Source organism: Vibrio sp. MMG023, from assembly GCF_021654215.1.
Lineage (GTDB): Bacteria > Pseudomonadota > Gammaproteobacteria > Enterobacterales > Vibrionaceae > Vibrio > Vibrio jasicida.
The window spans coordinates 465,328-487,883 of the sequence record NZ_JAKFZP010000001.1 but is presented as its reverse complement, the minus strand read 5'-3'; the positions used below and the strand labels follow the sequence as shown (position 1 = coordinate 487,883).

Annotated in this window: 21 protein-coding genes; 15 read left to right on the top strand and 6 right to left on the bottom strand. The window is 47.7% G+C overall.

Translation table 11 applies throughout. From position 1 onward, the window contains the following. Positions 1-301 precede the first annotated feature (301 nt). Positions 302-472, bottom strand: a complete 171-nt coding sequence (locus L1076_RS02130; protein WP_164492026.1) for a hypothetical protein — start codon at positions 470-472, stop codon at positions 302-304. Positions 473-815: 343 nt separating this feature from the next. Between L1076_RS02130 and L1076_RS02125 the strand changes: the two genes are divergently transcribed. Both L1076_RS02125 and L1076_RS02120 read left to right on the top strand, forming a co-directional pair. Then, on the top strand, positions 816-1,694 hold the full coding sequence (locus L1076_RS02125; protein ID WP_237303047.1) for a DMT family transporter: 879 nt from the start codon (positions 816-818) through the stop codon (positions 1,692-1,694). Positions 1,695-1,768: 74 nt separating this feature from the next. After that, positions 1,769-2,320 carry a DUF2301 domain-containing membrane protein gene (locus tag L1076_RS02120; RefSeq protein ID WP_237303046.1) on the top strand — a complete coding sequence of 184 codons (552 nt, stop codon included), beginning with the start codon at positions 1,769-1,771 and terminating at the stop codon, positions 2,318-2,320. On the opposite strand, the gene L1076_RS02115 is transcribed toward L1076_RS02120, so the two are convergent. The 5 genes from L1076_RS02115 to L1076_RS02095 form a co-directional block, all read right to left on the bottom strand. Continuing rightward, the gene (locus tag L1076_RS02115) at positions 2,317-3,213 is read right to left on the bottom strand and encodes a hydroxymethylglutaryl-CoA lyase (RefSeq protein WP_237303045.1); all 897 of its coding nucleotides are present in this window, start codon (positions 3,211-3,213) and stop codon (positions 2,317-2,319) included. The genes L1076_RS02120 and L1076_RS02115 overlap by 4 nt on opposite strands. Next, entirely contained in the window at positions 3,210-4,055 is an 846-nt protein-coding gene (locus tag L1076_RS02110) for an enoyl-CoA hydratase-related protein (protein ID WP_237303044.1), read from the bottom strand. Before L1076_RS02110 ends, L1076_RS02115 begins: the two co-directional genes overlap by 4 nt. Positions 4,056-4,080: 25 nt before the next feature. Continuing rightward, positions 4,081-5,685 (bottom strand): carboxyl transferase domain-containing protein, encoded by a 1,605-nt coding sequence (locus L1076_RS02105; RefSeq protein ID WP_237303043.1) that lies wholly within the window; start codon positions 5,683-5,685, stop codon positions 4,081-4,083. 21 nt (positions 5,686-5,706) lie between these two features. Further along, a complete protein-coding gene (locus L1076_RS02100; RefSeq protein ID WP_237303042.1) occupies positions 5,707-6,876 on the bottom strand; it encodes an isovaleryl-CoA dehydrogenase in 1,170 nt (389 codons plus the stop codon). 381 nt (positions 6,877-7,257) lie between these two features. Then, a complete protein-coding gene (locus L1076_RS02095) occupies positions 7,258-7,641 on the bottom strand; it encodes a MerR family DNA-binding transcriptional regulator (protein WP_009704658.1) in 384 nt (127 codons plus the stop codon). A gap of 289 nt (positions 7,642-7,930) precedes the next feature. Here L1076_RS02095 and L1076_RS02090 point away from each other — a divergent pair, with 289 nt between their 5' ends. The 13 genes from L1076_RS02090 (at position 7,931) to L1076_RS02030 (ending at position 22,547) form a co-directional block, all read left to right on the top strand. Next, positions 7,931-9,142 (top strand): thiolase family protein, encoded by a 1,212-nt coding sequence (locus L1076_RS02090; RefSeq protein WP_237303041.1) that lies wholly within the window; start codon positions 7,931-7,933, stop codon positions 9,140-9,142. Between the two features lie 36 nt (positions 9,143-9,178). After that, entirely contained in the window at positions 9,179-10,672 is a 1,494-nt protein-coding gene (locus L1076_RS02085; RefSeq protein ID WP_045405148.1) for a CoA-acylating methylmalonate-semialdehyde dehydrogenase, read from the top strand. A gap of 17 nt (positions 10,673-10,689) precedes the next feature. Continuing rightward, complete coding sequence (locus tag L1076_RS02080) at positions 10,690-11,844, top strand: acyl-CoA dehydrogenase family protein (RefSeq protein WP_045405149.1); 1,155 nt, start codon at positions 10,690-10,692, stop codon at positions 11,842-11,844. Positions 11,845-11,913: 69 nt separating this feature from the next. After that, a complete protein-coding gene (locus L1076_RS02075; protein WP_237303040.1) occupies positions 11,914-12,702 on the top strand; it encodes an enoyl-CoA hydratase in 789 nt (262 codons plus the stop codon). A gap of 8 nt (positions 12,703-12,710) precedes the next feature. Next, positions 12,711-13,835, top strand: coding sequence for an enoyl-CoA hydratase/isomerase family protein (locus L1076_RS02070; RefSeq protein WP_237303039.1), 1,125 nt, complete (start codon positions 12,711-12,713; stop codon positions 13,833-13,835). 11 nt (positions 13,836-13,846) lie between these two features. Next, positions 13,847-14,752, top strand: a complete 906-nt coding sequence (gene mmsB, locus L1076_RS02065) for a 3-hydroxyisobutyrate dehydrogenase (RefSeq protein WP_039975199.1) — start codon at positions 13,847-13,849, stop codon at positions 14,750-14,752. Positions 14,753-14,811: 59 nt separating this feature from the next. Further along, the gene (locus tag L1076_RS02060; protein WP_005443821.1) at positions 14,812-15,570 is read left to right on the top strand and encodes an SDR family oxidoreductase; all 759 of its coding nucleotides are present in this window, start codon (positions 14,812-14,814) and stop codon (positions 15,568-15,570) included. A 913-nt stretch (positions 15,571-16,483) separates the two neighbouring features. After that, positions 16,484-17,365: a ubiquinol oxidase subunit II gene (gene cyoA, locus L1076_RS02055; protein ID WP_080774367.1), complete on the top strand. Its 882-nt coding sequence runs from the start codon at positions 16,484-16,486 to the stop codon at positions 17,363-17,365. A gap of 5 nt (positions 17,366-17,370) precedes the next feature. Next, positions 17,371-19,407: a cytochrome o ubiquinol oxidase subunit I gene (cyoB, locus tag L1076_RS02050; protein WP_237303038.1), complete on the top strand. Its 2,037-nt coding sequence runs from the start codon at positions 17,371-17,373 to the stop codon at positions 19,405-19,407. Continuing rightward, on the top strand, positions 19,397-19,996 hold the full coding sequence (gene cyoC, locus L1076_RS02045; protein ID WP_042602952.1) for a cytochrome o ubiquinol oxidase subunit III: 600 nt from the start codon (positions 19,397-19,399) through the stop codon (positions 19,994-19,996). Before cyoB ends, cyoC begins: the two co-directional genes overlap by 11 nt. Then, positions 19,996-20,307, top strand: a complete 312-nt coding sequence (cyoD, locus tag L1076_RS02040; RefSeq protein ID WP_005443825.1) for a cytochrome o ubiquinol oxidase subunit IV — start codon at positions 19,996-19,998, stop codon at positions 20,305-20,307. The genes cyoC and cyoD overlap by 1 nt, the downstream gene beginning before the upstream one ends. A gap of 8 nt (positions 20,308-20,315) precedes the next feature. After that, positions 20,316-21,188, top strand: coding sequence for a heme o synthase (cyoE, locus tag L1076_RS02035; RefSeq protein WP_005451612.1), 873 nt, complete (start codon positions 20,316-20,318; stop codon positions 21,186-21,188). A gap of 264 nt (positions 21,189-21,452) precedes the next feature. Further along, positions 21,453-22,547, top strand: a complete 1,095-nt coding sequence (locus L1076_RS02030) for an NADH:flavin oxidoreductase (protein ID WP_237303037.1) — start codon at positions 21,453-21,455, stop codon at positions 22,545-22,547. Positions 22,548-22,556: the final 9 nt, after the last annotated feature.

The following is a 22,556-nucleotide window of genomic DNA, read 5'->3' as shown; positions in this document are numbered from 1 at the left end:
TTTTTTATAGTTGTAGGTTAAAGAGTAAGCAGGTACTGACAATATCGCTACGTACGAGCCGATTTAGTTGTGAATTTTTCTATTTAATACGTGAACACGTAACGATTAGGGCAAAATTTTGGTGAATAAATCGACAGGAAAATAACGGGTTAGCTACGGTTGAATAGGGTATGGATGGGAATTGATACAAAATCAAACAAAAGAGCTTTTGAACAAAGTTTTAGGTGAGTTGGAATTTCAAGGTCTGGGAGCCTTCGTTTCACGGAAGACCCCATGAATGAAAGATAGGATCGAAAACAAACTAACGCCCGCGATAAATCATCATGTCGTAAATATGGGCAATAGAAACCGGATCAGCTTCTAAGTGACTAGATCGTATAGAAGAGACGAAACTGAATAAGGAACCAAGGCCTACTGGCGCGATAATAAGCAAGGCAATCAGAATGAAAAAGAGTACGGTCGAATGTCTCATAAAGCACCTCCTGATGTCTGTTTTATTGCGTTTGAATTATACCATTTTCGTGATGCCAGAAATGGAGGTTATTCCGTACAATATTTGAGCTTTAGCCTGATGATTTGATAGGGATTTCATTCGGTATAAACTGCATAAATAATCGCTGATAAATGCAGTAATTATCTCGATGATAATCAAGCTGCCATGTATACTGTGAGCGTTTCGCAAACGTTAACACCCTCCTTTCTAATTACATATAAAGTCAGCATTTGCGATGCAAATATAACTAGCTGTCACGCATTAAAATCAATGATAAATAACCCCTGACGAATCCCTCGTAGGGTCTTTTTTGTGAGTAATTATGCTTAACTCAGAACTCAAAGCTGCATTCGTGCTCGTCGCTACTACGATGATCGCGGCATTAGGGTGGATCTTCTCCAAAGAAACCATTCAAGGTCTCCCACCATTCGGATTTATCGGTCTGCGATTCACCATCGCTTCATTGTGTTTGCTGCCTCTGTGTATCAAACCGCTTCGTGCTGCTAATAAGAAAGATATTTTTGCTGCGGCAGGCGTGGGTGTGCTTTTAGGTGGCGCACTGATGTGTTGGATCTACGCGATTTCAATCAGTGACACGCTAGGTGAGGGTGCATTCATCATGAGCCTATCGATGTTGTTTGTACCCATTGTCGCGTGGATTATGTTTCGTCAAAGACCTCAACGAATTTTTTGGGTGTCACTCCCGATCGCGATTCTTGGTCTAGGATGTTTGTCTTTGGCTGGTGGTTGGCAACAATCTAGCAGTCAGCTTTGGTTCTTGGGCGCGGCTTTGATGCTCGCTTTGCACTTCAACGTAAACAGCAAGTATTCGCAAAAATTGCCTGTGTTGTTGCTAACGTGTATCCAACTGTTTGTCACGGGGTTGATTGGTTTGCTGATTTCATCTTTGGTGGAAACGGTGCCGACAGAGGTAAGCACATCAATTTGGATTTGGTTTGCGTTGAGCACGCTTTTGGCAACCAGTCTACGTTACGTGATGCAAACCATGGGGCAAAAGTTTGTCCAAGCGGGTAACGCTGCACTGATTATGATCCTTGAACCTGTCTGGACTGTGATTCTAAGTGTGATTTGGTATGGCGAAGTGCTGACCTCTAATAAACTCGTCGGCTGCGCTCTTATCTTATTCTCTTTGGTGATCTACCGAACTGGCGGTAAACTTCGCTTTCCCAAACGGGCGTAATTAAGTTTATAGAGCCAACGATTTCACCCTCGTTGGCTTTTTGTTCCTTTTCATTTCTAGGCAGGATGCTTTCCATGGCAAACACAGAACATCAAGAGACGCTAGATTCACTCGATAAAATCAGCGTGTGCTTGTATCGCTTTGGTATTACTTTGTTTGCTATGGCGCTGCTTGTTTTTTCGGTTCTTATCTCTGGTGCAATTTCTAGTTCACCATTGGTTTACCAAACCTCAGTCATTGCGCTTTGTGTGGCTGGTGCGTTATCTGCCGCGAACGTTCATGTTTACAGCAAACACGTACGGGCCGTGATCAGTTGGGCGTCTTGGATTGGTTTGGTATTGATGGTAGGTGACTTGGAGTTTCAGCGCACTTGGTTAGGGCTTGGCTTTATCTTTGTGACCTTTTCGGGCATTGCGCTTAAAGAGTCTTTTTGCTTTAAAGTGCCAGGCTTGAAGATGGTGCCCGCGTTTCTCGCTGTAGCTACGTTTGCATTGTGGTTTAACCTTCCAATCCTTGCTGCCATCACTATGTTGTTGGCTGGATTGGTAATGGGCTTCCTGTCTTTTGCTAAATGGCGTATGCCGTTGCATTTCGATATCGGTATCAAAGCGAATTACGAGATCTAACGCTGCTTTAACGCCAGCGAGACTTTTGAGGTCGGTTGGCGGTTCAATTCCTCACTGATCATCCATCCTGCTTTGGCAAGCAACTCCAAATCTACTCCGGTCTCGATTCCTAAGCCTTGGCAAAGGTAGAGCACATCTTCGGTAGCAACATTACCTGAAGCGCCATGAGCGTAAGGGCAACCACCAAGCCCAGCCACACTACTATCAATGGTATTGATGCCCATCGTTAAGGCTTGGTAGATATTCGCCAACGCTTGCCCCCATGTGTCGTGAAAATGCACCGCAAGCTTATTGGTTGGGACTTTTACTTGTACGGATTCTAACATTTTAGCGATGCGTATCGGCGTGCCTGTACCTATGGTGTCTCCAAGTGAAACCTCATAGCACCCTAATTCCATCAGCAGGTTAGCGACTCTTGCGACTTGCTCGGGCTTGGTTGGCCCGTCGTAAGGGCAGTCTGCCACGCAAGATAAGTAACCCCGAACGGGAATGTTATGCTTTGCTGCCAATTCCATTACTGGTTCAAAGCGGGTAAGACTATCCGCAATCGAGCAATTGATGTTGTGTTGGCAAAAGCCCTCCGATGAAGAGGTGAAGATCGCGACTTGGGTAGCGCCGGCTTCTAGTGCCTTTTCAAAGCCTTGCACATTAGGCGTTAGGGCTGAGTAGATGACGTTGTGGCGGCGGGTGATTTTCTTCATAACATCGAGTGAGTCCGCCATTTGAGGTACCCATTTAGGCGAGACAAAAGAGCCTGCCTCAATATGGGTGAGTCCTGTATCTGAGAGTAGGTCGATTAAGCGGATCTTGGCTTGCGTGGACACCGGTGATTCGTTTTGCAGACCGTCTCTCGCACCTACTTCGACAATATTTACCTTGTTTGGCAAATTCATTTCTTGCCCTTAGTTGGCTTGTTTATCCAACCAGGTTCTCGTTTCTCCAGAAAGGCTTGCAAGCCATCTTGTCCTTGCGGCGATACGCGAATGTCGGCGATGAGCTGGCTCGTGTATTGGATAAGCTGACCATCAATCGGATTTTGGTGGCATTGATGACATAACGCTTTGGCTTTTCGCATCGCATCTGGGCTATTGAGCAGCAAAGAATCAATCAAGCTTTCTACCACGGCTTCGATTTTATCCAGCTTATGAACCTCATGCACAATGCCAAACTTTTCAGCCTTAGCGGCGTTAATCACTTCGGCGCTGAGTATGTAACGACGAGCTTGTCGGTTGCCCATTGCTCGCATGATATAAGGAGAGATGGTTGCTGGAACCAGCCCCAGTTTGACTTCACTCAAGCAGAAGTTCGCATTCTCCGCTGCGATGGCGATATCACAGCAACAGATCAAGCCCAATGCGCCACCAAAAGCGGAACCTTGCACAACCGCAATAGTAGGCTGAGGGAAAGCGTCCAATGTATGCATCAGACGTGCAAGGTTCTGCGCGTCTTCTAGGTTTTGCTTTCTGGTGCTACTTGCCATGGATTTCATCCAATTCAAATCAGCACCAGAGGAGAAATGTTTGCCGTTTCCTCGAAGCACTAAGCATCGAACATCGGTACGCAAGGCGAGGTAGTCCAGCCTGTGGATCAGCAGATCAATCATGCAGGCATCAAACGCATTGTGCTTCTCTGTGCGATTGAGCGTAAGCGTTGCGACGCCGAATTCATCGACGTTCCAAAGTACTTCATCTTGTCGTTGGGTATTGGGGATGATACTCGGTTGATGATCCTGCATGTGACGTCCTTTCTTCTCTACATTTCTACATTCTGAATATGCCAAAATTGCTGTCAGGAATTGGCGCATTGAGCGCGGCTTTTAAGGCTTGAGCTAGCACCTGACGTGTCTCTTTTGGGTCGATGATGCCGTCATCCCATAAACGCGCGCTGGCGTAGTAGGGATGCCCTTGAGACTCATACAAGTCTACGATAGATTCTCGGAATGCACTTTCTTCGGGCTCTGGCCATTCTTCACCTTGGCGTTTTTTCACTTCTCGACGCACTTGAGTGAGCACGCCAGCGGCTTGTTCTCCGCCCATGACGGAGATTCGTGCGTTTGGCCACATCCACATCATGGTTGGGTCATAAGCACGACCGCACATGCCGTAGTTGCCTGCACCGTAAGAGCCGCCAATAATCACGGTGAACTTAGGCACATCCGCACACGCAACCGCCATCACTAGTTTCGCGCCGTGTTTGGCAATGCCTTCCGCCTCAAGCTTTTTGCCCACCATAAACCCAGTGATGTTTTGCAAAAACAGTAGGGGAATTTTGCGTTTGGCACACAGCTCAATAAAGTGCGCGCCTTTCTGTGAGGACTCAGAAAACAAGATGCCGTTGTTCGCCACAATGCCAATCAGATTGCCTTGGATTCGTGCGAAGCCACATACTAAGGTCTTGCCATAAAGTGCTTTGAACTCGTCAAAGTCCGAATCATCGACCACACGAGCGATGATCTCTCTAACATCAAAAGACAAGCGCAGATTCGCATTGACGATGCCGTACATTTCTTCAGCGTCGTAACGTGGTGGTAAAACCGGTTTGTCGCTTTGAACTGGGAGTGATTGGTTGGTATTGGAGATAGCTTCGCGTGCGAGTTGTAATGCATGCTGGTCATTTTCTGCGTAATAATCGGCAACGCCAGACTTGCGACAATGCACGTCGGCACCGCCTAATTCTTCATCGGTGACGATTTCTCCCGTTGCGGCTTTAACTAACGGTGGACCTGCCAAGAAGATGGTGCCTTGCTCTTTGACCATGATGGAAACGTCCGCCATCGCAGGTACATAAGCGCCGCCTGCGGTACAAAGCCCCATCACAACCGCGACTTGAGGAATGCCTTGTGCTGACATTCTAGCTTGGTTGAAGAAGATCCGCCCAAAGTGCTCTTTATCAGGAAAGACTTCAGCTTGATGAGGAAGGTTCGCGCCACCAGAGTCCACCAAATAGACGCAGGGTAATTGGCAACGTTGGGCGATCTCTTGCGCGCGCAGATGTTTTTTCACTGTGAGCGGGTAGTAGGTGCCGCCTTTAACGGAAGGATCATTGGCGATCACCATGCATTGAATGCCTTCAATGGTGCCGATGCCTGCGACAACGCCTGCGCATGGAATTGATTCTTCATAGACATTCCAAGCGGCGAATTGTCCGACTTCAAGAAACTCGCTGCCTTCATCCAAAAGATGCATGACGCGTTCACGAACGGGCAGTTTTCCTTTCAGGCGCTGGCGGTCAATGGCTTTCTGTCCACCACCTTGCTTGATGGCTTTGATATTGGCTTTAAGGTTGCTCACCAACTCGGTCATGACCGCTTTATTCGACAAAAACAGTTCGTCGGTTGGCTTGGTTTTACTTTTAATGATTGCCATAGTGACTTCCTTGTCGGTGGGTTAGCGAGACTCTTCGAACAACTCTCGCCCAATCAGCATGCGGCGAATTTCAGAGGTGCCAGCACCAATTTCATACAGTTTGGCGTCACGGAGTAAACGCCCGGTTGCGTATTCGTTGATGTAGCCATTGCCGCCTAGTAGTTGAATAGCCTCGAGGGACATTTGTGTGGCAAGCTCTGCGCTGTAAAGGATCACGCCAGCGGCATCTTTACGCGTGCATTCACCTCGGTCACAGGCGGCTGCAACAGCATAAACATAAGCTTTGGCGGCGTTCATGCGTGAATACATGTCAGCAAGCTTTCCTTGCACTAGTTGGAATTCACCGATGGATTTGCCGAACTGTTTGCGGTCATGAACATACGGAACCACTTCGTCCATACAGGCTTGCATGATGCCAAGTGGACCGGCTGCTAATACCACGCGTTCGTAATCCAAACCGCTCATCAACACTTCGACACCACGGTTTAACTCGCCTAACACATTCTCTTTTGGCACGACACAATCTTGGAACACCAATTCACAGGTGTTGGAGCCGCGCATGCCAAGTTTGTCGAGCTTTTGCGCATGGCTAAAGCCTTCAAAATCCCGCTCAATAATGAAGGCGGTGATGCCGCGAGACCCGCCATTGGGATCGGTTTTCGCGTAAACCACTAAGGTATCGGCGTCGGGCCCATTGGTGATCCACATTTTGTTGCCGTTCATTAAAAAGTGGTCGCCTTTATCTTCGGCTCGTAGCTGCATGCTAACCACATCAGAACCTGAGTTCGGCTCGCTCATGGCTAGTGCGCCGACGTGAGAACCATCGATGAGTTTAGGTAGGTACTTTTCTCGTTGAGCAGGGGAGCCATTACGAAAGATTTGGTTAACACAAAGGTTGGAATGTGCGCCGTAACTGAGTGCGACAGACGCCGAAGCTCGGCTGATCTCTTCCATCGCGACAACGTGAGCAAGATAACCCATGCCTGCACCGCCAAACTCTTCGTCGACGGTTACGCCAAGCAAACCCATTTCACCAAACTTGGACCACAAATGATTGGGGAATTGGTTGTCGCGGTCGATGTCTGCGGCGATGGGGGCGATATGCTCGGTGGCGAACGCGTTGATGTGGTCTCGGAGCATATCGATGGTTTCACCAAGCCCAAAGTTGAGTGGGGTGTAGCTGCTTTTCATAACATTTCCCTGTTGAAAGTACTGCGGTTTTTAGGGGCTGTTGATCTTTCGCGGTTAAATTTTGTTCGAGATAAAATCGTTTTAGGGGAGGCAAGGAGTGTGTCGCCTAGTCATTCTAAGCAAATACTCCTTAACAAAGCATAAAACGATTTTAGCCGAACCCTTTGGGCAGCGTTTGTTGGTCATTTCTACTTCGTTATCGACTTCTCATGTAGGCTAACTACACATCAAAGTCTCTGCCTAGTATAAATGCCCAACAATTCGCTGCAAAAATCAGCTCGAAAGGTCAACAGACCCTAGTACAAATAAGGTTCGAGTTACACTGCTTGGGCTTGGAAATTATGGTTATTCTTGTTTGTTTTAGTCGTTACAAGTTTTTAGTTATTGGCTGTTAGTTTTATTGTCGCTTAGCGCTTGCTTGCATCGCTCTTTGGCGGTTTCTAGCTCGTTCATTACAACGCTAATATCATCCAGTTGCTGCTGTAAGTGCGCTTGTTTTTCATCAATGATGGTTAGCATTTTAAGCAGCTGACCATCGCTTTGTTGGGTATCGTAAAGCTCGAACAACTCTCGAATTTCCGCAAGCGAAAAGCCCAGTCGCTTACCACGTAAAATCAGCTTGAGACGGATCTTATCTCTGCGTTGATATACGCGAATATTGCCTTTTCGTTCCGGCTCTATCAGCCCGACGTCCTCATAAAAACGAATGCTTCGGGTCGTGATATCGAACTCTTTGGCGAGGTCACTTATCTTGAATTTATCCACTCGGTTTTTCCCTCTAATGAATAGTTTGGCTTCTTAAAATCCCTTCAAGCCTTGAACTAAACGGTCTAGCTAAAAGCATGAGAGTAAATTTGTGTTGTTATTAATGTGTTTCTTTACGTTAACGTAAATGTTAGTGCTATGCTTACGTAAACGTCAAGAAATCACAGTGCGAAAATTCATCGTTTTATGAGAGGCTGGAGTGACAACACATTCTATGTGAAAGCTCCGTGGTAGCAGGTGTGAGGGATGAGTTCGTGAACTGTGAATTATCGTCAGAAGGGACGAGATCATGGGAAACGACATCTGGATTGTCAGTGCAAAGCGAACGCCAATCGGGCGCTTTCAAGGTCAGTTACAAGGGTACTCAGCGCCTCAATTAGGGGCATTTGCTATCAAAGCGGCAATGGATGCGAGCGGGGTTAGCGAAGTCGATGAAGTCTATATGGGCTGTGTATTACCTGCGGGGTGCGGGCAAGCACCAGCCAGACAAGCAGCGCTAGGCGCACAGCTTCCACAGACTACAGGGTGTACCACCATCAATAAAGTGTGTGGCTCTGGCATGAAAAGTGTCATGCTGGCTCACGACCTAATCAAAGCGGGCAGCATTCGCAGTGCCATCGCTGGTGGTATGGAGAGCATGACTAATGCGCCGTATTTGCTCAAAGATGCACGCAACGGTATGCGAATGGGTCACCAATCTACCTATGACCACATGTTTCTCGACGGTCTTCAAGATGCGTATGAAGGACACTTGATGGGAGTCTATGCGCAGCAAACGGCAGACCGTTCTGAGTTTACTCGTGAACAAATGGACGAATGGGCAATCCTATCTGCGACAAGAGCATTGGAAGCGCACGAGCAGCGTCTGTTTGACGATGAAATCTCGCCGATAGAAATCACGATGCGTCATAGCACTTCAACATTGGATTATGACGAGCATCCACGCTCCATCAAGCTCGACAAGATCCCTGAACTCAAACCTGCGTTCGATAAAAACGGCTCGGTGACGGCTGCAAACTCAAGTGCGATATCCGATGGTGCTGCAGCTTTGGTGTTGATGGACTCGCAGGTGGCACAGCATCAAGGTTTAACGCCATTAGCAATCATCAAAGGGCACTCAACCCACGCCAGAAAGCCCGCCGAATTTACCCTTGCGCCCGTCTTTGCGATAGAGCAGTTGTTATCTCAACTCGATTGGTCAGTGGACGAGGTCGATCTTTGGGAGATCAATGAAGCCTTTGCTGTTGTCACGCAAATCGCGTTACGCCAATTAGGGATCGATAAAGACAAAGTAAACATCAAAGGCGGTGCGTGTGCGCTTGGGCATCCAATTGGCGCAAGTGGAGCTCGTATTGTAGTAACCCTCATTCATAGCCTACGCCAACTGCAATCGCTTGGTGCAGATGGCGACAACAACAATAAAAAAGTGATGCGAGGTGTTGCATCACTTTGTATCGGTGGTGGTGAAGCCACTGCTATTGGTATCGAGATACCGCTTTAATTCCAATTATCGAATAACGTAAAGAAGGACTAGATTATGACTCGCACGGTTCCCTTATTCATCGATGGTGAGTTTCGTGAATCTCAAGCAACGGGTTGGGTAGAAGTGACAAACCCAGCCACTAATGATGTGATTGCGCGCTTGCCATGCGCAACGGATGAAGAGATGCACGCGGCCATTGAGAGTGCAAAAGCCACCTTTACCTGTTGGAAAGATGTCGCTGTTTCGGAGCGTGCGCGTTTAATGCTGCGCTACCAACATCTGCTTAAAGAACATCATGATGAGTTGGCGACGCTACTTTCTCATGAAACAGGCAAGATCTTTGCGGATGCAAAAGGGGATGTGTGGCGTGGTATCGAAGTGGTCGAGCAAGCTGCCAATATCGCCAGCAACATGATGGGAGAAACCGTCGAGAATGTTGCTACAGATATCGACAGCTACTCGCTGATTCAACCGCTTGGGGTGTGCTGCGGTATTACGCCGTTTAACTTCCCTGCCATGATCCCTCTCTGGATGTTCCCAATTGCGATTGCGAGCGGGAATACCTTTGTCCTTAAACCTTCTGAGCAAGTGCCTCTCACATCCATTCGCTTGGCTGAGCTGTTCGAAGAAGCGGGTGCACCAAAAGGTGTGCTGCAAATCGTGCACGGTCGTAAGGAGCAGGTCGACTTGTTGCTGAAACATCCCGATATCCAAGCCGTTTCTTTCGTTGGTTCTGTACCCGTAGCGCAATACATTTACACCACTGGCACGCAGAATTTCAAACGTGTTCAAGCCTTTGCTGGCGCGAAAAACCACATGGTAGTGATGCCGGATGCAAACAAAAACCAAGTGGTGAATAACTTAGTTGGTTCTTCGGTTGGTGCGGCAGGGCAACGTTGCATGGCGATATCCGTTGCGGTGTTTGTAGGCAGTTCGAAAGAGTGGATTGCCGATTTAAAACAAGAAATGGCGAAAGTGCATCCTGGCGCTTGGGATGAAGAAAATGCTGCGTATGGTCCTTTGATCAGCGCACACGCAAAACAGCGTGTGCTCGGTTTAATTGAAGAAGGCAAACAGCAAGGGGCGGTGTGTGAACTTGATGGTAGCCAATGTGAAGTAGAAGGCTTCCCAGAAGGTCACTGGGTTGGTCCAACTTTATTCAGTGGCGTCACCACCGAGATGTCGATTTACACCCAAGAAATCTTCGGACCTGTTTTGGTGTGTATTGAGGTCGACACGTTACAAGAAGCGATAGAGCTCGTGAATCGCAATCCATACGGCAACGGCACCTCCATCTTCACTGCGAATGGTGCGGCAGCGAGAAAGTATCAACATGAGATCCAAGTTGGTCAGGTAGGTGTGAACGTTCCGATTCCTGTGCCTTTGCCATTCTTCTCGTTTACTGGGTGGCGCGGCAGCTTTTACGGTGATTTGCACGCCTACGGCAAACAAGCGGTGCGCTTCTACACCGAGACCAAAACCGTGACGGCTCGTTGGTTTGATGATGATATCCCAACCGGTCCAAACCTCACCATTAACCTGCGCTAACGAAGTAAGGAGCTCATATGGATTTTGAACTCAACGAAGATCAACGTATGTTTGCGGACACTGCTCAGCAGTTTGCCGCAGAGCGTTTAGCGCCAATGGCAGCAGAGTGGGATGAGAAACAAATCTTCCCGAAAGATATTCTACGAGAGGCGGGAGAGCTTGGTTTCTTGAGCCTCTACACCCCAGAAGAGCAAGGCGGTTTGGGCTTAAGCCGTTTGGATGCATCTATCATCTTCGAGCAGCTCTCTATGGGATGCACATCGACCACTGCATTTATGACCATTCACAACATGGTGACTTGGATGGTCGCGAGCTTTGCTACCGATGAAGTGAAAGACGCATTCTGCCCAAAACTCATTACGGGTGAATTTCTCGGATCTTATTGCTTAACTGAACCAAACGCAGGTTCGGACGCGGCGTCTCTAACGACTTCTGCGACTAAACAAGGTGATAACTACATACTCAATGGCGGCAAAACCTTTATCTCTGGCGCAGGCGATACCGACGTTTTAGTCGTGATGGCGAGAACCGGCGATGCAGGTGCGAGAGGCGTATCTGCGTTTGTTGTCCCCGCCGATGCAGACGGCATTAGCTACGGACGTAAAGAGCCGAAAATGGGCTGGAACAGTCAACCAACACGCTCGGTGACTTTCGACAATGTTTCTATTCCAGCGTCACATCTGCTGGGTGAAGAAGGGCAAGGGTTTGTGTTCGCCATGAAAGGTTTGGATGGCGGACGCATCAACATTGCGACCTGTTCTGTCGGTACGGCTCAGCAAGCGTTGAATCAAGCGGCGCAGTACATGCAAGAACGTAAACAGTTCGGCAAATCATTAGCTCAATTCCAAGCGTTGCAATTCAAACTGGCAGACATGGCAACCGAGCTTGTCGCTGCCCGTCAACTGGTACGGTACGCCGCTAGCAAGTTAGACCGAGGTGACCCAGATGCCACGACTTATTGTGCCATGGCAAAACGCTTTGCAACCGACGTCGGCTTTCAAGTCTGTGACCAAGCGCTGCAACTTTACGGTGGCTATGGCTACATCAAAGAATACCCAATGGAGCGCTATTTCCGTGATGTTCGAGTGCACCAGATTTTGGAAGGTACTAACGAGATCATGCGGTTGATCATCGCGCGTCGATTGCTCGCAGAAGAGTCCGCATTGCTATAAGTGCAGCCGACAAGCTCTGCTTTTATCCGTAAAGCTCAGGTCATTTTCATCAAGAAAGGATTCAGAGATATGTCACTAACAGAACAACAAGCGATTCAACATACCATCAGCAATCATGTTGCGGTGGTGACCATGAACAACCCGCCCGCCAATACTTGGACGTCCCAAAGCTTAACCGCATTGAAAGAGCTAGTGCTGGCGCTAAACGACAATAAAGACGTTTACGCTCTAGTGCTCACAGGGAATGGTGAGAAGTTTTTCTCTGCAGGTGCAGACCTCAAGTTGTTTGCTGATGGCGATAAAGCGGTTGCGTTAGAAATGGCGCGTATCTTTGGTGAAGCCTTTGAAACGCTCTCTGCATTTCGAGGGGTTTCCATCGCAGCCATCAACGGCTACGCCATGGGAGGCGGATTAGAAGTCGCATTGGCGTGTGATATTCGTGTGGTAGAAGAGCAAGCCGTACTGGCACTGCCAGAAGCGAAAGTGGGCTTATTGCCTTGTGCTGGTGGTACGCAAAACCTAACCGCGTTGGTCGGTGAAGGTTGGACGAAACGCATCATATTGTGCGGTGAACAAGTCGGTGCCGCGCAAGCGCGAGAACTCGGGTTAGCAGAAGAAGTGGTGGAAAAAGGTGGAGCGCTGAATAAAGCCATTGAGCTTGCAGAATCGGTTGCCAATCAATCGCCGTCCTCGGTAACCGCATGTAAAGCGCTTATCCAAAACATGCGTTCAGCGCCACTCAAACACGGTCTGATTAAAGAGCGAGAACTGTTTCTAAACTTATTCGATACCGAAGATCAAACCGAGGGGGTTCGTGCCTTCTTAGAAAAACGTAAACCCAACTGGAAGAATCAATAGGAGGTCGCATGACAGGGAAAGTAACCATTAGCGAAATAGATTGCTTAGACGGCGTGCACCGAATTGGTATCGCGACGTTAGACAACACCGCTTCATTGAACGCGTTGACTTACGACATGTTGGCAGAGCTCAACGACCAACTTATCGAATGGCAAGATGACCCTGATTTGGTGTGTGTCATCCTCAATGGCGCGGGTGAGAAAGCGTTTTGTGCAGGGGGCGATGTACGAACCATGTACCACGTCATGCACGAGAAAAGCAAAGAAGAGACTGCCGAGTTCTGTTCTAACTACTTCTCGCTTGAGTACGAATGCGACTACCTGATTCATACCTACCAAAAGCCAATCATTGGTTGGGGAGAGGGCATTGTTATGGGCGGTGGCATGGGCTTATTTATGGGCACCAGCCATAGAGTCGTCACGCCTAAATCTCGTCTCGCGATGCCAGAGATCAATATCGGACTTTACCCAGACGTAGGTGGTACTTGGTTCTTAAGCCAAATCGACCCAGAGGTAGGTTTGTTCCTTGGGTTGACTGGCGCAATGGTGAATTCAAGTGACGCTGTCACTATAGGGTTGGCGGAATGGTTGCTGTTGGAAGAGCAATATCCGGCGCTGCTTGAAGAGCTGAAACAAGTCGATTGGAGCTCTGCCGATGCCAAATCGCTTGTCAGTGCGTTACTTCAATTGATGGAAGATCAAGTCATCGACAGCAAGCCGACAACTCAGATTTGCCCTTATCTCGACCAAATTAAAGAAGCCTGTAAAGGCTATGACTTAAATCAGATTGCTCAACGTATTCAAGCAATGGAAGGCGAGACTCAATGGCTTGAGAACGCACAAAAATCGTTTGTTGCGGGCAGTCCGATCACCGCACATATCTGTTTTAGACAAGTCAAAGAGTACCACCGTTTGTCGTTGGCGGATTGTTTCCGTCTAGAGCTAACCTTGTCAGTTCGCAGCGCATTACTCGGTGAGTTTGAAGAGGGCGTGCGCTCTCGATTAGTTGATAAAGACGGCAATCCAAAATGGATGTTTAACAGCGTCAGTGAAGTCGATGAAAGCGTCATCGATACCTTGTTTACTTCTCTTTGGTCAGAAGAGGAACATCCACTTGCACAGCTAGGAAAATAAGGAGAAACAACATGAGTACCATTGCATTTATTGGCTTGGGCAACATGGGCAGTCCAATGGCACAAAACCTATTGGCGTCAGGGTTTCACGTGCAAGTGTTCGATGTGGATGTGAACGCGGCGAAGCAACTTGAACCGTTTGGCGCGGTGGTTGCTCGCACGTTAGAAGAAGCCGTAGATGGTGCAGGAACGGTCATCACTATGCTACCAGCAGGTGCACACGTGCGCGCTGTGTATTTGGGGGATTTACACGGTGGTGTCGGTCTGCTCAATATTGTACAGGATAACGCATTGCTGATTGACTGTTCGACCATTGATCCAGATTCTGCTCGCTTGGTGGCGAACGAAGCTCAGAACAAACGATTGTTGTTTGTCGATTCTCCCGTATCTGGTGGTGTAGCAGGCGCAAAAGCAGCAACGCTGACCTTTATTGTTGGTGGCTCGGATGAGGCGTTCTCTAAAGCCAATGCGATCTTGCAATATATGGGTAAGAATGTGTTCCACGCTGGTAAAGCAGGCGACGGTCAGATGGCTAAAATCTGTAACAACCTGATGTTGGGTATCTTGATGTCGGGAACTTGCGAAGCGCTCAATCTCGGTATTGACCATGGTCTCGACCCGAAAGTCTTATCTAATATCATGCTGCAAAGCTCTGGTCGAAACTGGGCGCTGGAGCTCTATAACCCATGCCCAGGTGTGATGGACTCTGCGCCAGCGAGCAATCAATACAATCCGGGCTTTATGAGCAAGTTGATGCTCAAAGATCTTGGCTTAGGCTTGGATGCGGCGCTGCAAACCAACTCTTCGGTTCCTATGGGCTCTTTGGCTCGCAATCTTTATGCATTCCATAACGCGGCAGGTCATGCAGAACTCGATTTCTCTAGCTTGTTTGAATTCTATAAGAACCAGAAGGGCTAAAAGCAAGATTCCCTATCAGGCGTTTAAACATGGAAGTTATCCAGTAATGGAGTACAGATATGGATTTAAAAAACAGTGTCATTGCAATCACAGGTGCGGGGCAAGGCTTAGGGCAGATGATGGCGGTCAGCCTTGCACAAGCGGGCGCGGATTTAGCGCTGCTGGATGTTAACGAAACGGGACTGCTGAATACCCAAGAACAATGCCGCATGCTCAGTGCCAAAGCATTGATCTATCGACTTGATGTCACCAATGAATCTGAAGTGGAGGATACCTTTAATGAGATTCTTCAAGACTTTGGGCAGCTAAACGGCTTAGTTAATAACGCAGGCGTCTTACGAGATGGATTGTTAGTCAAAGCCAAAGACGGCGAGATCACCAAGATGTCGCTTGAGCAGTTCAACCTAGTGATGAACGTCAATGTCACGGGCACCTTTTTGTGTGGTCGAGAAGCGGCAGTCAAAATGATCGAGAGTGGCTCGAAGGGGGCCATCATTAACATCTCCAGCGTGGCGAGAGCAGGCAATATTGGACAAACCAATTACTCTGCATCGAAAGCTGCCGTCGCAACCATGGCAACAACATGGGCAAGAGAACTCGCCAGATATGGCATTCGCTCTGCGGCTATTGCGCCCGGTGTCGTCAAAACGGCAATGGCAGATCAAATGAAACCAGAAGCCATAGACCGGCTGCAAAAGATGATACCCGTCGGTAGGATGGGGGAGACGAGTGAGATTGCTCATGCTGTGAAATACATTCTTGAGAACGACTACTTCACAGGGCGAGTGCTCGAAGTGGATGGCGGGATGAGAATGTGAAGAAAGAGCCGATTACGGCTCTTTCTTGTTTTTGAGTGTCTCAATTTTGTGTGTGTAATAAGCATTTTGGAAGAATGCTATTCCGAACACGAAATAAAACAAACCAGTTTTAGTCGAGTCGTCTACGTCAGACCAGAGCCACACTGTGAAAGAAAAAATGATGACGTAATAGAACGTTAGAATAAGAAGTTTGGACATGACCGTAATGCCTGATTTTTCACCGTAATTAAACAATAAACTCATCGTAAGCCCAACAAAGACTGTTAGCTTCCTAGCCTCGAATGAACTCACGAATTTAAATGTACAGAATGAAATGTTCTCAAGCTAAAGACGTCGCTACTTAGTGTTAAAGTGAGTTAACAGTTCAGTGGGCGGTTTCCCCGTCACTCGTCAAAATATAAAGACTATGAATGAAAGATCGTTCGTGGTGATTGAAATTTGAAATGCCATGTAAATAGTATGTGAATTCATAACTATGATGCTGGTCACGCTTTCCTTAATTCGTACTTTCTAATGTAGCTCACACTCTCGCGCCGAATAAGCAACTGATTACTCTTCTTGTTTTCATTGTTTAAGTTACTGTAAAGAAAAGAATATATGCTGTAGTACGTAAATCTTGTGCACCTGTTTTGCTATTCCTATATCAATATTATCTTTCATAAATGGAACGTTAGTTTCCATCTGTGGCTAATGAGCTTTCCTTTTTCCCTCCGCATAATGCGCTCGAATGTAACAATGTATTTCAAAGTGTAACAATAAACTCACGTTGTGAGTGTGGTTTTAACCATCAAGCAACTTGATATCTCCCACCAAGAAGTCCATTGCTGCACAAGCTCAACACAAAAATATTCTAATGACCAAGACAACCAATCGCAGGGCTTGCTCTGTTGTTGGCTAACCATCGAGAAAGTTAATGGAAGCTTCAAGATATACACGCATCTTATCGAGGATAAGTTTGGTGGCGACCATCCTTATGCTCGCAGGGTGTAACTCTGCTCTACTTGACCCGAAAGGTAGTATTGGCGTTCAGGAAAAGGAACTGATCATTACAGCGCTTTTACTGATGCTGATTGTCGTGATCCCTGTGATTCTAATGACAATCTATTTCGCTTATCGCTACCGAGAATCCAACACGGATGAAGAATACGCTCCGGATTGGTCGCACTCGACCAAGATCGAAGTGGTGGTGTGGACGATTCCAATCATCATCATCGCGATTCTGGCAACCATCACTTGGCGTTCTACTCACGAGTTAGAGCCATCCAAGCCCATCGCAAGTGACGTCAAACCCATCACCATTGAGGTGGTGTCACTCGACTGGAAATGGCTGTTCATCTACCCAGAAGAGAACATTGCGACAGTGAACTATGTGGCGTTTCCGAAAGATGTTCCAGTTCAGTTCAAACTGACCTCCGATAACATCATGAACGCGTTCTTTATCCCGCGTCTCGGTACTCAGATTTACGCGATGCCAGGTATGGTGACCAAGTTGAATCTGATTGCGAACCACACAGGGGATTACAAAGGCTTTGCTTCTAACTACAGCGGTAAGGGTTTCTCGCAAATGAAATTTACCGCAGCGGCAATGGAAGATCGCACTGCATTCCTGAATTGGGTACAGCAAGTGAAAGCCAGCCCTGATCGAATCGAAGACTGGGAGCAATTCCGTGCGCTTGCATCACCAACGGTGGCGGAGCCTGTGAAGATGTTCTCTAGTATTCCACCATTTTTGTTCACCGACGTCGTGACCCAGCATCCGGGTTCAATGAACTGTTTGCCGGAAAATCTAGGATAATCGCAATGTTTGGAAGATTAACACTTGAATCAATCCCTTATCACGAGCCGATTATTGTCGTCACTCTAGCGGTGATCGCGATCGTTGGTTTGGCTGTCGTTGCGGCGATAACCAAAGCGGGTAAGTGGCAATACTTATGGAATGAATGGTTTACTTCGGTAGACCACAAAAAACTAGGCTTTATGTACATTGCTGTGGCAATGGTGATGTTGGTTCGTGGCTTTGCTGATGCGGTCATGATGCGTAGCCAACAGCTGCTTTCTGCGGCAGGTGAGACCGGTTATCTACCACCACATCACTACGATCAAATCTTTACTGCCCATGGCGTAATCATGATTTTCTTCGTGGCAATGCCGTTGGTGATTGGTTTGATGAACATCATTGTACCGCTGCAAATTGGAGCGCGTGATGTGGCATTCCCTTACTTAAACAATCTGAGTTTCTGGCTGTTTGTTGTGGGCGTGATCCTCACTAACATGTCACTTGGCTTGGGCGAGTTTGGTCGTACTGGTTGGTTGGCGTATCCGCCGCTGTCTGGTATTGAGGCAAGCCCCGGAGTTGGGGTGGATTATTGGATATGGGCGCTGCAAATATCCGGTGTCGGCACCACGCTGACAGGCGTGAACTTCTTTGCGACTATTTTGCGCATGCGTACACCGTCTATGCCAATGATGAAGATGCCAGTGTTCACGTGGGCGTCCCTGTGTGCCAACATCCTAATCATCATTTCATTCCCAATCCTAACTGTAACGATCGCGCTACTGACGTTGGATCGCTACATCGGTACGCACTTCTTCACCAATGATCTTGGCGGCAACGTAATGATGTACGTCAACCTGATTTGGGCATGGGGTCACCCAGAAGTGTACATCCTGATCTTGCCTATTTTTGGTGTGTTCTCTGAGGTAACGGCAACCTTCTCACGCAAGAAGCTGTTTGGTTACACCTCGCTAGTATGGGCGACCATTGTAATTACGATTTTGGCGTTCGTCGTTTGGCTGCATCACTTCTTCACCATGGGCTCAGGTGCAAATGTGAATGCATTCTTCGGCATCGCCACCATGATTATTTCCATCCCTACCGGGGTGAAGATCTTCAACTGGTTATTCACCATGTACAAAGGCCGAATCCGCTTTACCACTCCGATGATGTGGACAGTTGGCTTCCTAATTACCTTCTCTGTAGGTGGTATGACGGGCGTACTAATGGCAGTACCGGGCGCGGACTTTGTTCTGCACAACTCAGTGTTCCTGATTGCGCACTTCCATAACGTAATCATCGGTGGTGTGGTATTCGGTTGTTTCGCGGCAATCACATACTGGTTCCCGAAAGCAACTGGCTTCACCATGAACGAAACATGGGGCAAACGTGCATTCATTTGCTGGATCGTTGGTTTCCTAATGGCGTTCCTACCGCTTTATGCACTGGGCTTTATGGGCATGACGCGTCGTCTAAGCCAAGACCTTAACCCAGAGTACTTCCCATTGTTGGCAGTTGCAGCAGCGGGTACGGCAGTGATTGCGCTTGGCGTAGCTTGTCAGTTCATTCAAATCTACGTGAGTGTTCGTGACCGCGAACAAAACCGTGACCTAACGGGTGACCCATGGGGCGGTCGTACCTTTGAGTGGGCGACGTCTTCACCACCGCCGTTCTACAATTTTGCGCACCTACCAAAAGGTGATGTGCTAGACGCGTTCTGGTACCAAAAGCAGAGTGGCGAATTCGATCCAACCAAAGAAGTGGAATACGAGCGTATCCATATGCCGAAGAACACACCAACAGGTATCTATGTATCTGCATGGGCATTGATGTTTGGCTTCGCGATGATTTGGTACATCTGGTGGCTAGCAGCAGCAAGCTTTGTTGGCATCATCGTGACTTGTATTCAACACAGCTACAACGACGATGTGGATTACTACGTTGAAGTTGAAGAAATCAAAGCGATTGAAGCGGAGCGTCGAGCTCAACTTGAAGAAGCGAAGAAAAACGAAGTGAAAGACAACGATAAGAAAGACGATCTGGAGGTGACCTATGCAAGCTAATGTTGCGGTTCACGACCACGATCATCACCATGATTCTGCTGGCATTAAGTTGTTTGGTTTCTGGATTTACCTAATGAGTGACTGTGTATTGTTTGCGACCTTGTTCGCGACTTACGCAGTACTAGAAAGCGGCTCTATTGCGGGTCCAACCGGTAAAGACATTTTCGAACTGCCGTTCGTGTTTGTAGAAACCATGTTGCTGCTATTCAGCAGTATCACGTTTGGCTTCGGCATGATTGCGATGAAGCGCAAAGACGTTACAGGATTAAAACGTTGGTTAAAAGTGACCTTCTTACTTGGCGCTGGCTTTATCGGAATGGAAGTGTACGAGTTCCATCATCTGATTGTTGAAGGCTATGGTCCACAAGAAAGTGCATTTCTATCTGCGTTCTTCACTTTGGTCGGAACACACGGTTTGCACGTAACCTTTGGTTTGATCTGGCTAGCCGTGTGCTACCACCAACTTTCAACCAAAGGCTTGAACGATAACATGTCGATGCGATTCCAGTGCTTGAGCTTGTTCTGGCACTTCCTAGACATCGTTTGGATTTGTGTATTCACCATCGTTTACTTATTGGGGGTTATGTAATGGAACAACATCTAGATACAGGTGCCTCTGATTACGTAAAAGGCTTTATTGCGTCTCTGATCCTGACCGTGATTCCTTTCTACTGTGTGTGGGCGCAAGTGCTGCCAGATACCGCAACTTATGCTGTGTTATTTGGTTGTGCGATTGTGCAGATCTTCGTGCACTTTAAGTACTTCCTGCACATGGAAGTGAAAACGTCAGAAGGTCAGTGGAACGTGGTGTCATTGATGTTTACCGCCATCGTTGTGTTGATTCTGATCGCTGGTTCGATCTGGATCATCTACAACATGAACGTCAACATGAAGTTGTAGGCTAGGGTATGCTGAAAAGTTATTTGTCTATTACTAAACCGGGCATCATTTTCGGCAACCTGATTTCTGTTGCGGCGGGGTTCTTCCTCGCCGCAAAATCAGAACCCGCTAACTTTCTGTTGTTGCTGACAACGTTAGTTGGTGTCGGGCTTGTGATTGCATCAGGATGCGTGGTGAACAACATCTTCGACCGCGATATCGACCAAAAAATGAAGCGCACACAAAACCGTGAATTGGTGATGGGAAACATCAACATCGACGCGGCGTTTGTTTACGCTTTGGTATTGCTGTTGAATGGCACAGCGTTACTGTTTCAACTAGTGAATCCGCTCTCGGCTGTGGTTGTACTCTTGGGTTACGTGTTTTACGTCTTCTTCTACACCATGTGGTACAAGCGAAATTCGGTTTACGGCACCTTAGTTGGCAGTATTTCTGGTGCAGTTCCTCCTTTGGTGGGTTACCTTGCAGTGACGAACTACATCAGCTTAGAAGCGATTTTACTCTTCATCATGTTTTGTCTCTGGCAAATGCCGCATTCTTACGCGATTGCGATGTTCCGCATGCAAGATTACCGCGATGCAGGCATTCCTGTTCTTCCTGTTAAAGAGGGCATTACCAAAGCACATCAACATATGAAAGCGTACGTGGTGGCTTTTGGTGTGGTCGCTATTGGTTTGTTTATGCTGGGTGAAGCTGGATACGAGTATTTAGCGGTCTCGGCAGCGGTGTGCTTTATGTGGACACGAGTGACATTCCAAAAAGTGAATTACAACAACTACATCCAATGGTCCAAAGCGGTGTTTAAGGTGTCGTTATTAGTCGTAATGAGCATCAGTGGTGTGCTTGGCTTAGAGTTGATTCCACTGCCGTTTATTCATTAAAGGGAAGTAAATCTGAGTTAACGATTGATGCCATCAGTAGTTGTGATGAGAACAAAACCAATGAATGCGGAATCGGTGATCTATCTCACCAAACCTTAATCCAGATTAAAGTTTTGCCGCAGTTTCGGCGGTAAGGTTCGCGTCGCTCATCGCACTGAACAGAAATTCAGAGAAGGAACAGCCATGCTTTGTGTATCGCTGTTCCTTTTTCGTTCCTACTCGGTAGTGATGCATCTAAAAAGACAGATTTTAAGAGGACTGGACTTGAGCATTTTGTTTTCAGAAGCCCGCATTGGCAACATGACACTAAAGAACCGCTTTGTACGTAGTGCAACGTGGGAAAATATGGCGACAGAAGACGGTCACATGACCGAGAAGCTGTACGACATTTATGAAGAACTTGCCAAAGGTGAAGTGGGCCTGATCGTTACTGGCTACGCAAACATCGTAGAAGAAGAGAAGCCGAACGCAGGTATGATGGGGATCTACAACGACTCTTTCATCGATGAATACAAAAAGCTGACTGACCTTGTCCACGAACATGACGCTAAGATCGTTATGCAGATCGCTTACGGCGGCACAAAAACGACCTTCAACGTTGGTGAGCGTGTGATTTTTGCTCCAAGTGAAGTGCCAGAGCGCGGCACCAAAACGGAAGGCAAAGCGATGACTCAAGATGAGATCGACTACATCGTTAAAGCATTTGCGCTAGCGAGCAAGCGTGCACAAGATTCTGGCTTTGATGGTGTAGAAATCCACGCGGCGCACACGTACCTAATCAACCAGTTCTTGAGCCCATATTACAATCGTCGCGAAGACCAATACGGCGGTAGCCTTGAGAACCGCATGCGTTTCCTTATGGAGATCTACGCCGAAACACGCAAGCTAGTTGGTGATGATTTCCCGATTCTAGTGAAGCTGACAGCAACGGAGTTCTTCGATGGCGGTTTGACGTTCGATGAAACGCGCATTGTTTGTAAGAAGCTAGAAGAAGTAGGCGTGGATGCGATCATTGTATCGGGTAACATTCACGGCAACGCAAGCGCTATGGTAGGTGAATCGTTCGACGGTTACACGCTACAAGAAGAAGGCTACTTCCATGAATACGGTCAAGTGATCAGCCAAGATGTGAACGTACCGGTAATTACCGTAGGTGGCTTAAACGACTTCTGCGCGATTGAAGACTTGGCTGAAAATACCAAGATTCAATTCTTCGCTCTCTCTCGTCCGTTATTGGCAGAGCCACAATTGATCAAGCGTTGGAAAGACGGCAATCGCGCCGAAGTGGATTGTGAACGTTGCTCTAAGTGTCGTACCAAGCGCGGCAACTTCTGCGTGGTTTACAAGCGTAGAAAGTAACGTGTTCTG

Bases quoted from the DNA above. Each gene is read 5' to 3' on its own strand.
- L1076_RS02130 (WP_164492026.1), bottom strand. From the start codon at position 472: ATGAGACATTCGACCGTACTCTTTTTCATTCTGATTGCCTTGCTTATT.
- L1076_RS02125 (WP_237303047.1), top strand. From the start codon at position 816: ATGCTTAACTCAGAACTCAAAGCTGCATTCGTGCTCGTCGCTACTACG.
- L1076_RS02120 (WP_237303046.1), top strand. From the start codon at position 1,769: ATGGCAAACACAGAACATCAAGAGACGCTAGATTCACTCGATAAAATC.
- L1076_RS02115 (WP_237303045.1), bottom strand. From the start codon at position 3,213: ATGAATTTGCCAAACAAGGTAAATATTGTCGAAGTAGGTGCGAGAGAC.
- L1076_RS02110 (WP_237303044.1), bottom strand. From the start codon at position 4,055: ATGCAGGATCATCAACCGAGTATCATCCCCAATACCCAACGACAAGAT.
- L1076_RS02105 (WP_237303043.1), bottom strand. From the start codon at position 5,685: ATGGCAATCATTAAAAGTAAAACCAAGCCAACCGACGAACTGTTTTTG.
- L1076_RS02100 (WP_237303042.1), bottom strand. From the start codon at position 6,876: ATGAAAAGCAGCTACACCCCACTCAACTTTGGGCTTGGTGAAACCATC.
- L1076_RS02090 (WP_237303041.1), top strand. From the start codon at position 7,931: ATGGGAAACGACATCTGGATTGTCAGTGCAAAGCGAACGCCAATCGGG.
- L1076_RS02085 (WP_045405148.1), top strand. From the start codon at position 9,179: ATGACTCGCACGGTTCCCTTATTCATCGATGGTGAGTTTCGTGAATCT.
- L1076_RS02080 (WP_045405149.1), top strand. From the start codon at position 10,690: ATGGATTTTGAACTCAACGAAGATCAACGTATGTTTGCGGACACTGCT.
- L1076_RS02075 (WP_237303040.1), top strand. From the start codon at position 11,914: ATGTCACTAACAGAACAACAAGCGATTCAACATACCATCAGCAATCAT.
- L1076_RS02070 (WP_237303039.1), top strand. From the start codon at position 12,711: ATGACAGGGAAAGTAACCATTAGCGAAATAGATTGCTTAGACGGCGTG.
- mmsB (WP_039975199.1), top strand. From the start codon at position 13,847: ATGAGTACCATTGCATTTATTGGCTTGGGCAACATGGGCAGTCCAATG.
- L1076_RS02060 (WP_005443821.1), top strand. From the start codon at position 14,812: ATGGATTTAAAAAACAGTGTCATTGCAATCACAGGTGCGGGGCAAGGC.
- cyoA (WP_080774367.1), top strand. From the start codon at position 16,484: ATGGAAGCTTCAAGATATACACGCATCTTATCGAGGATAAGTTTGGTG.
- cyoB (WP_237303038.1), top strand. From the start codon at position 17,371: ATGTTTGGAAGATTAACACTTGAATCAATCCCTTATCACGAGCCGATT.
- cyoC (WP_042602952.1), top strand. From the start codon at position 19,397: ATGCAAGCTAATGTTGCGGTTCACGACCACGATCATCACCATGATTCT.
- cyoD (WP_005443825.1), top strand. From the start codon at position 19,996: ATGGAACAACATCTAGATACAGGTGCCTCTGATTACGTAAAAGGCTTT.
- cyoE (WP_005451612.1), top strand. From the start codon at position 20,316: ATGCTGAAAAGTTATTTGTCTATTACTAAACCGGGCATCATTTTCGGC.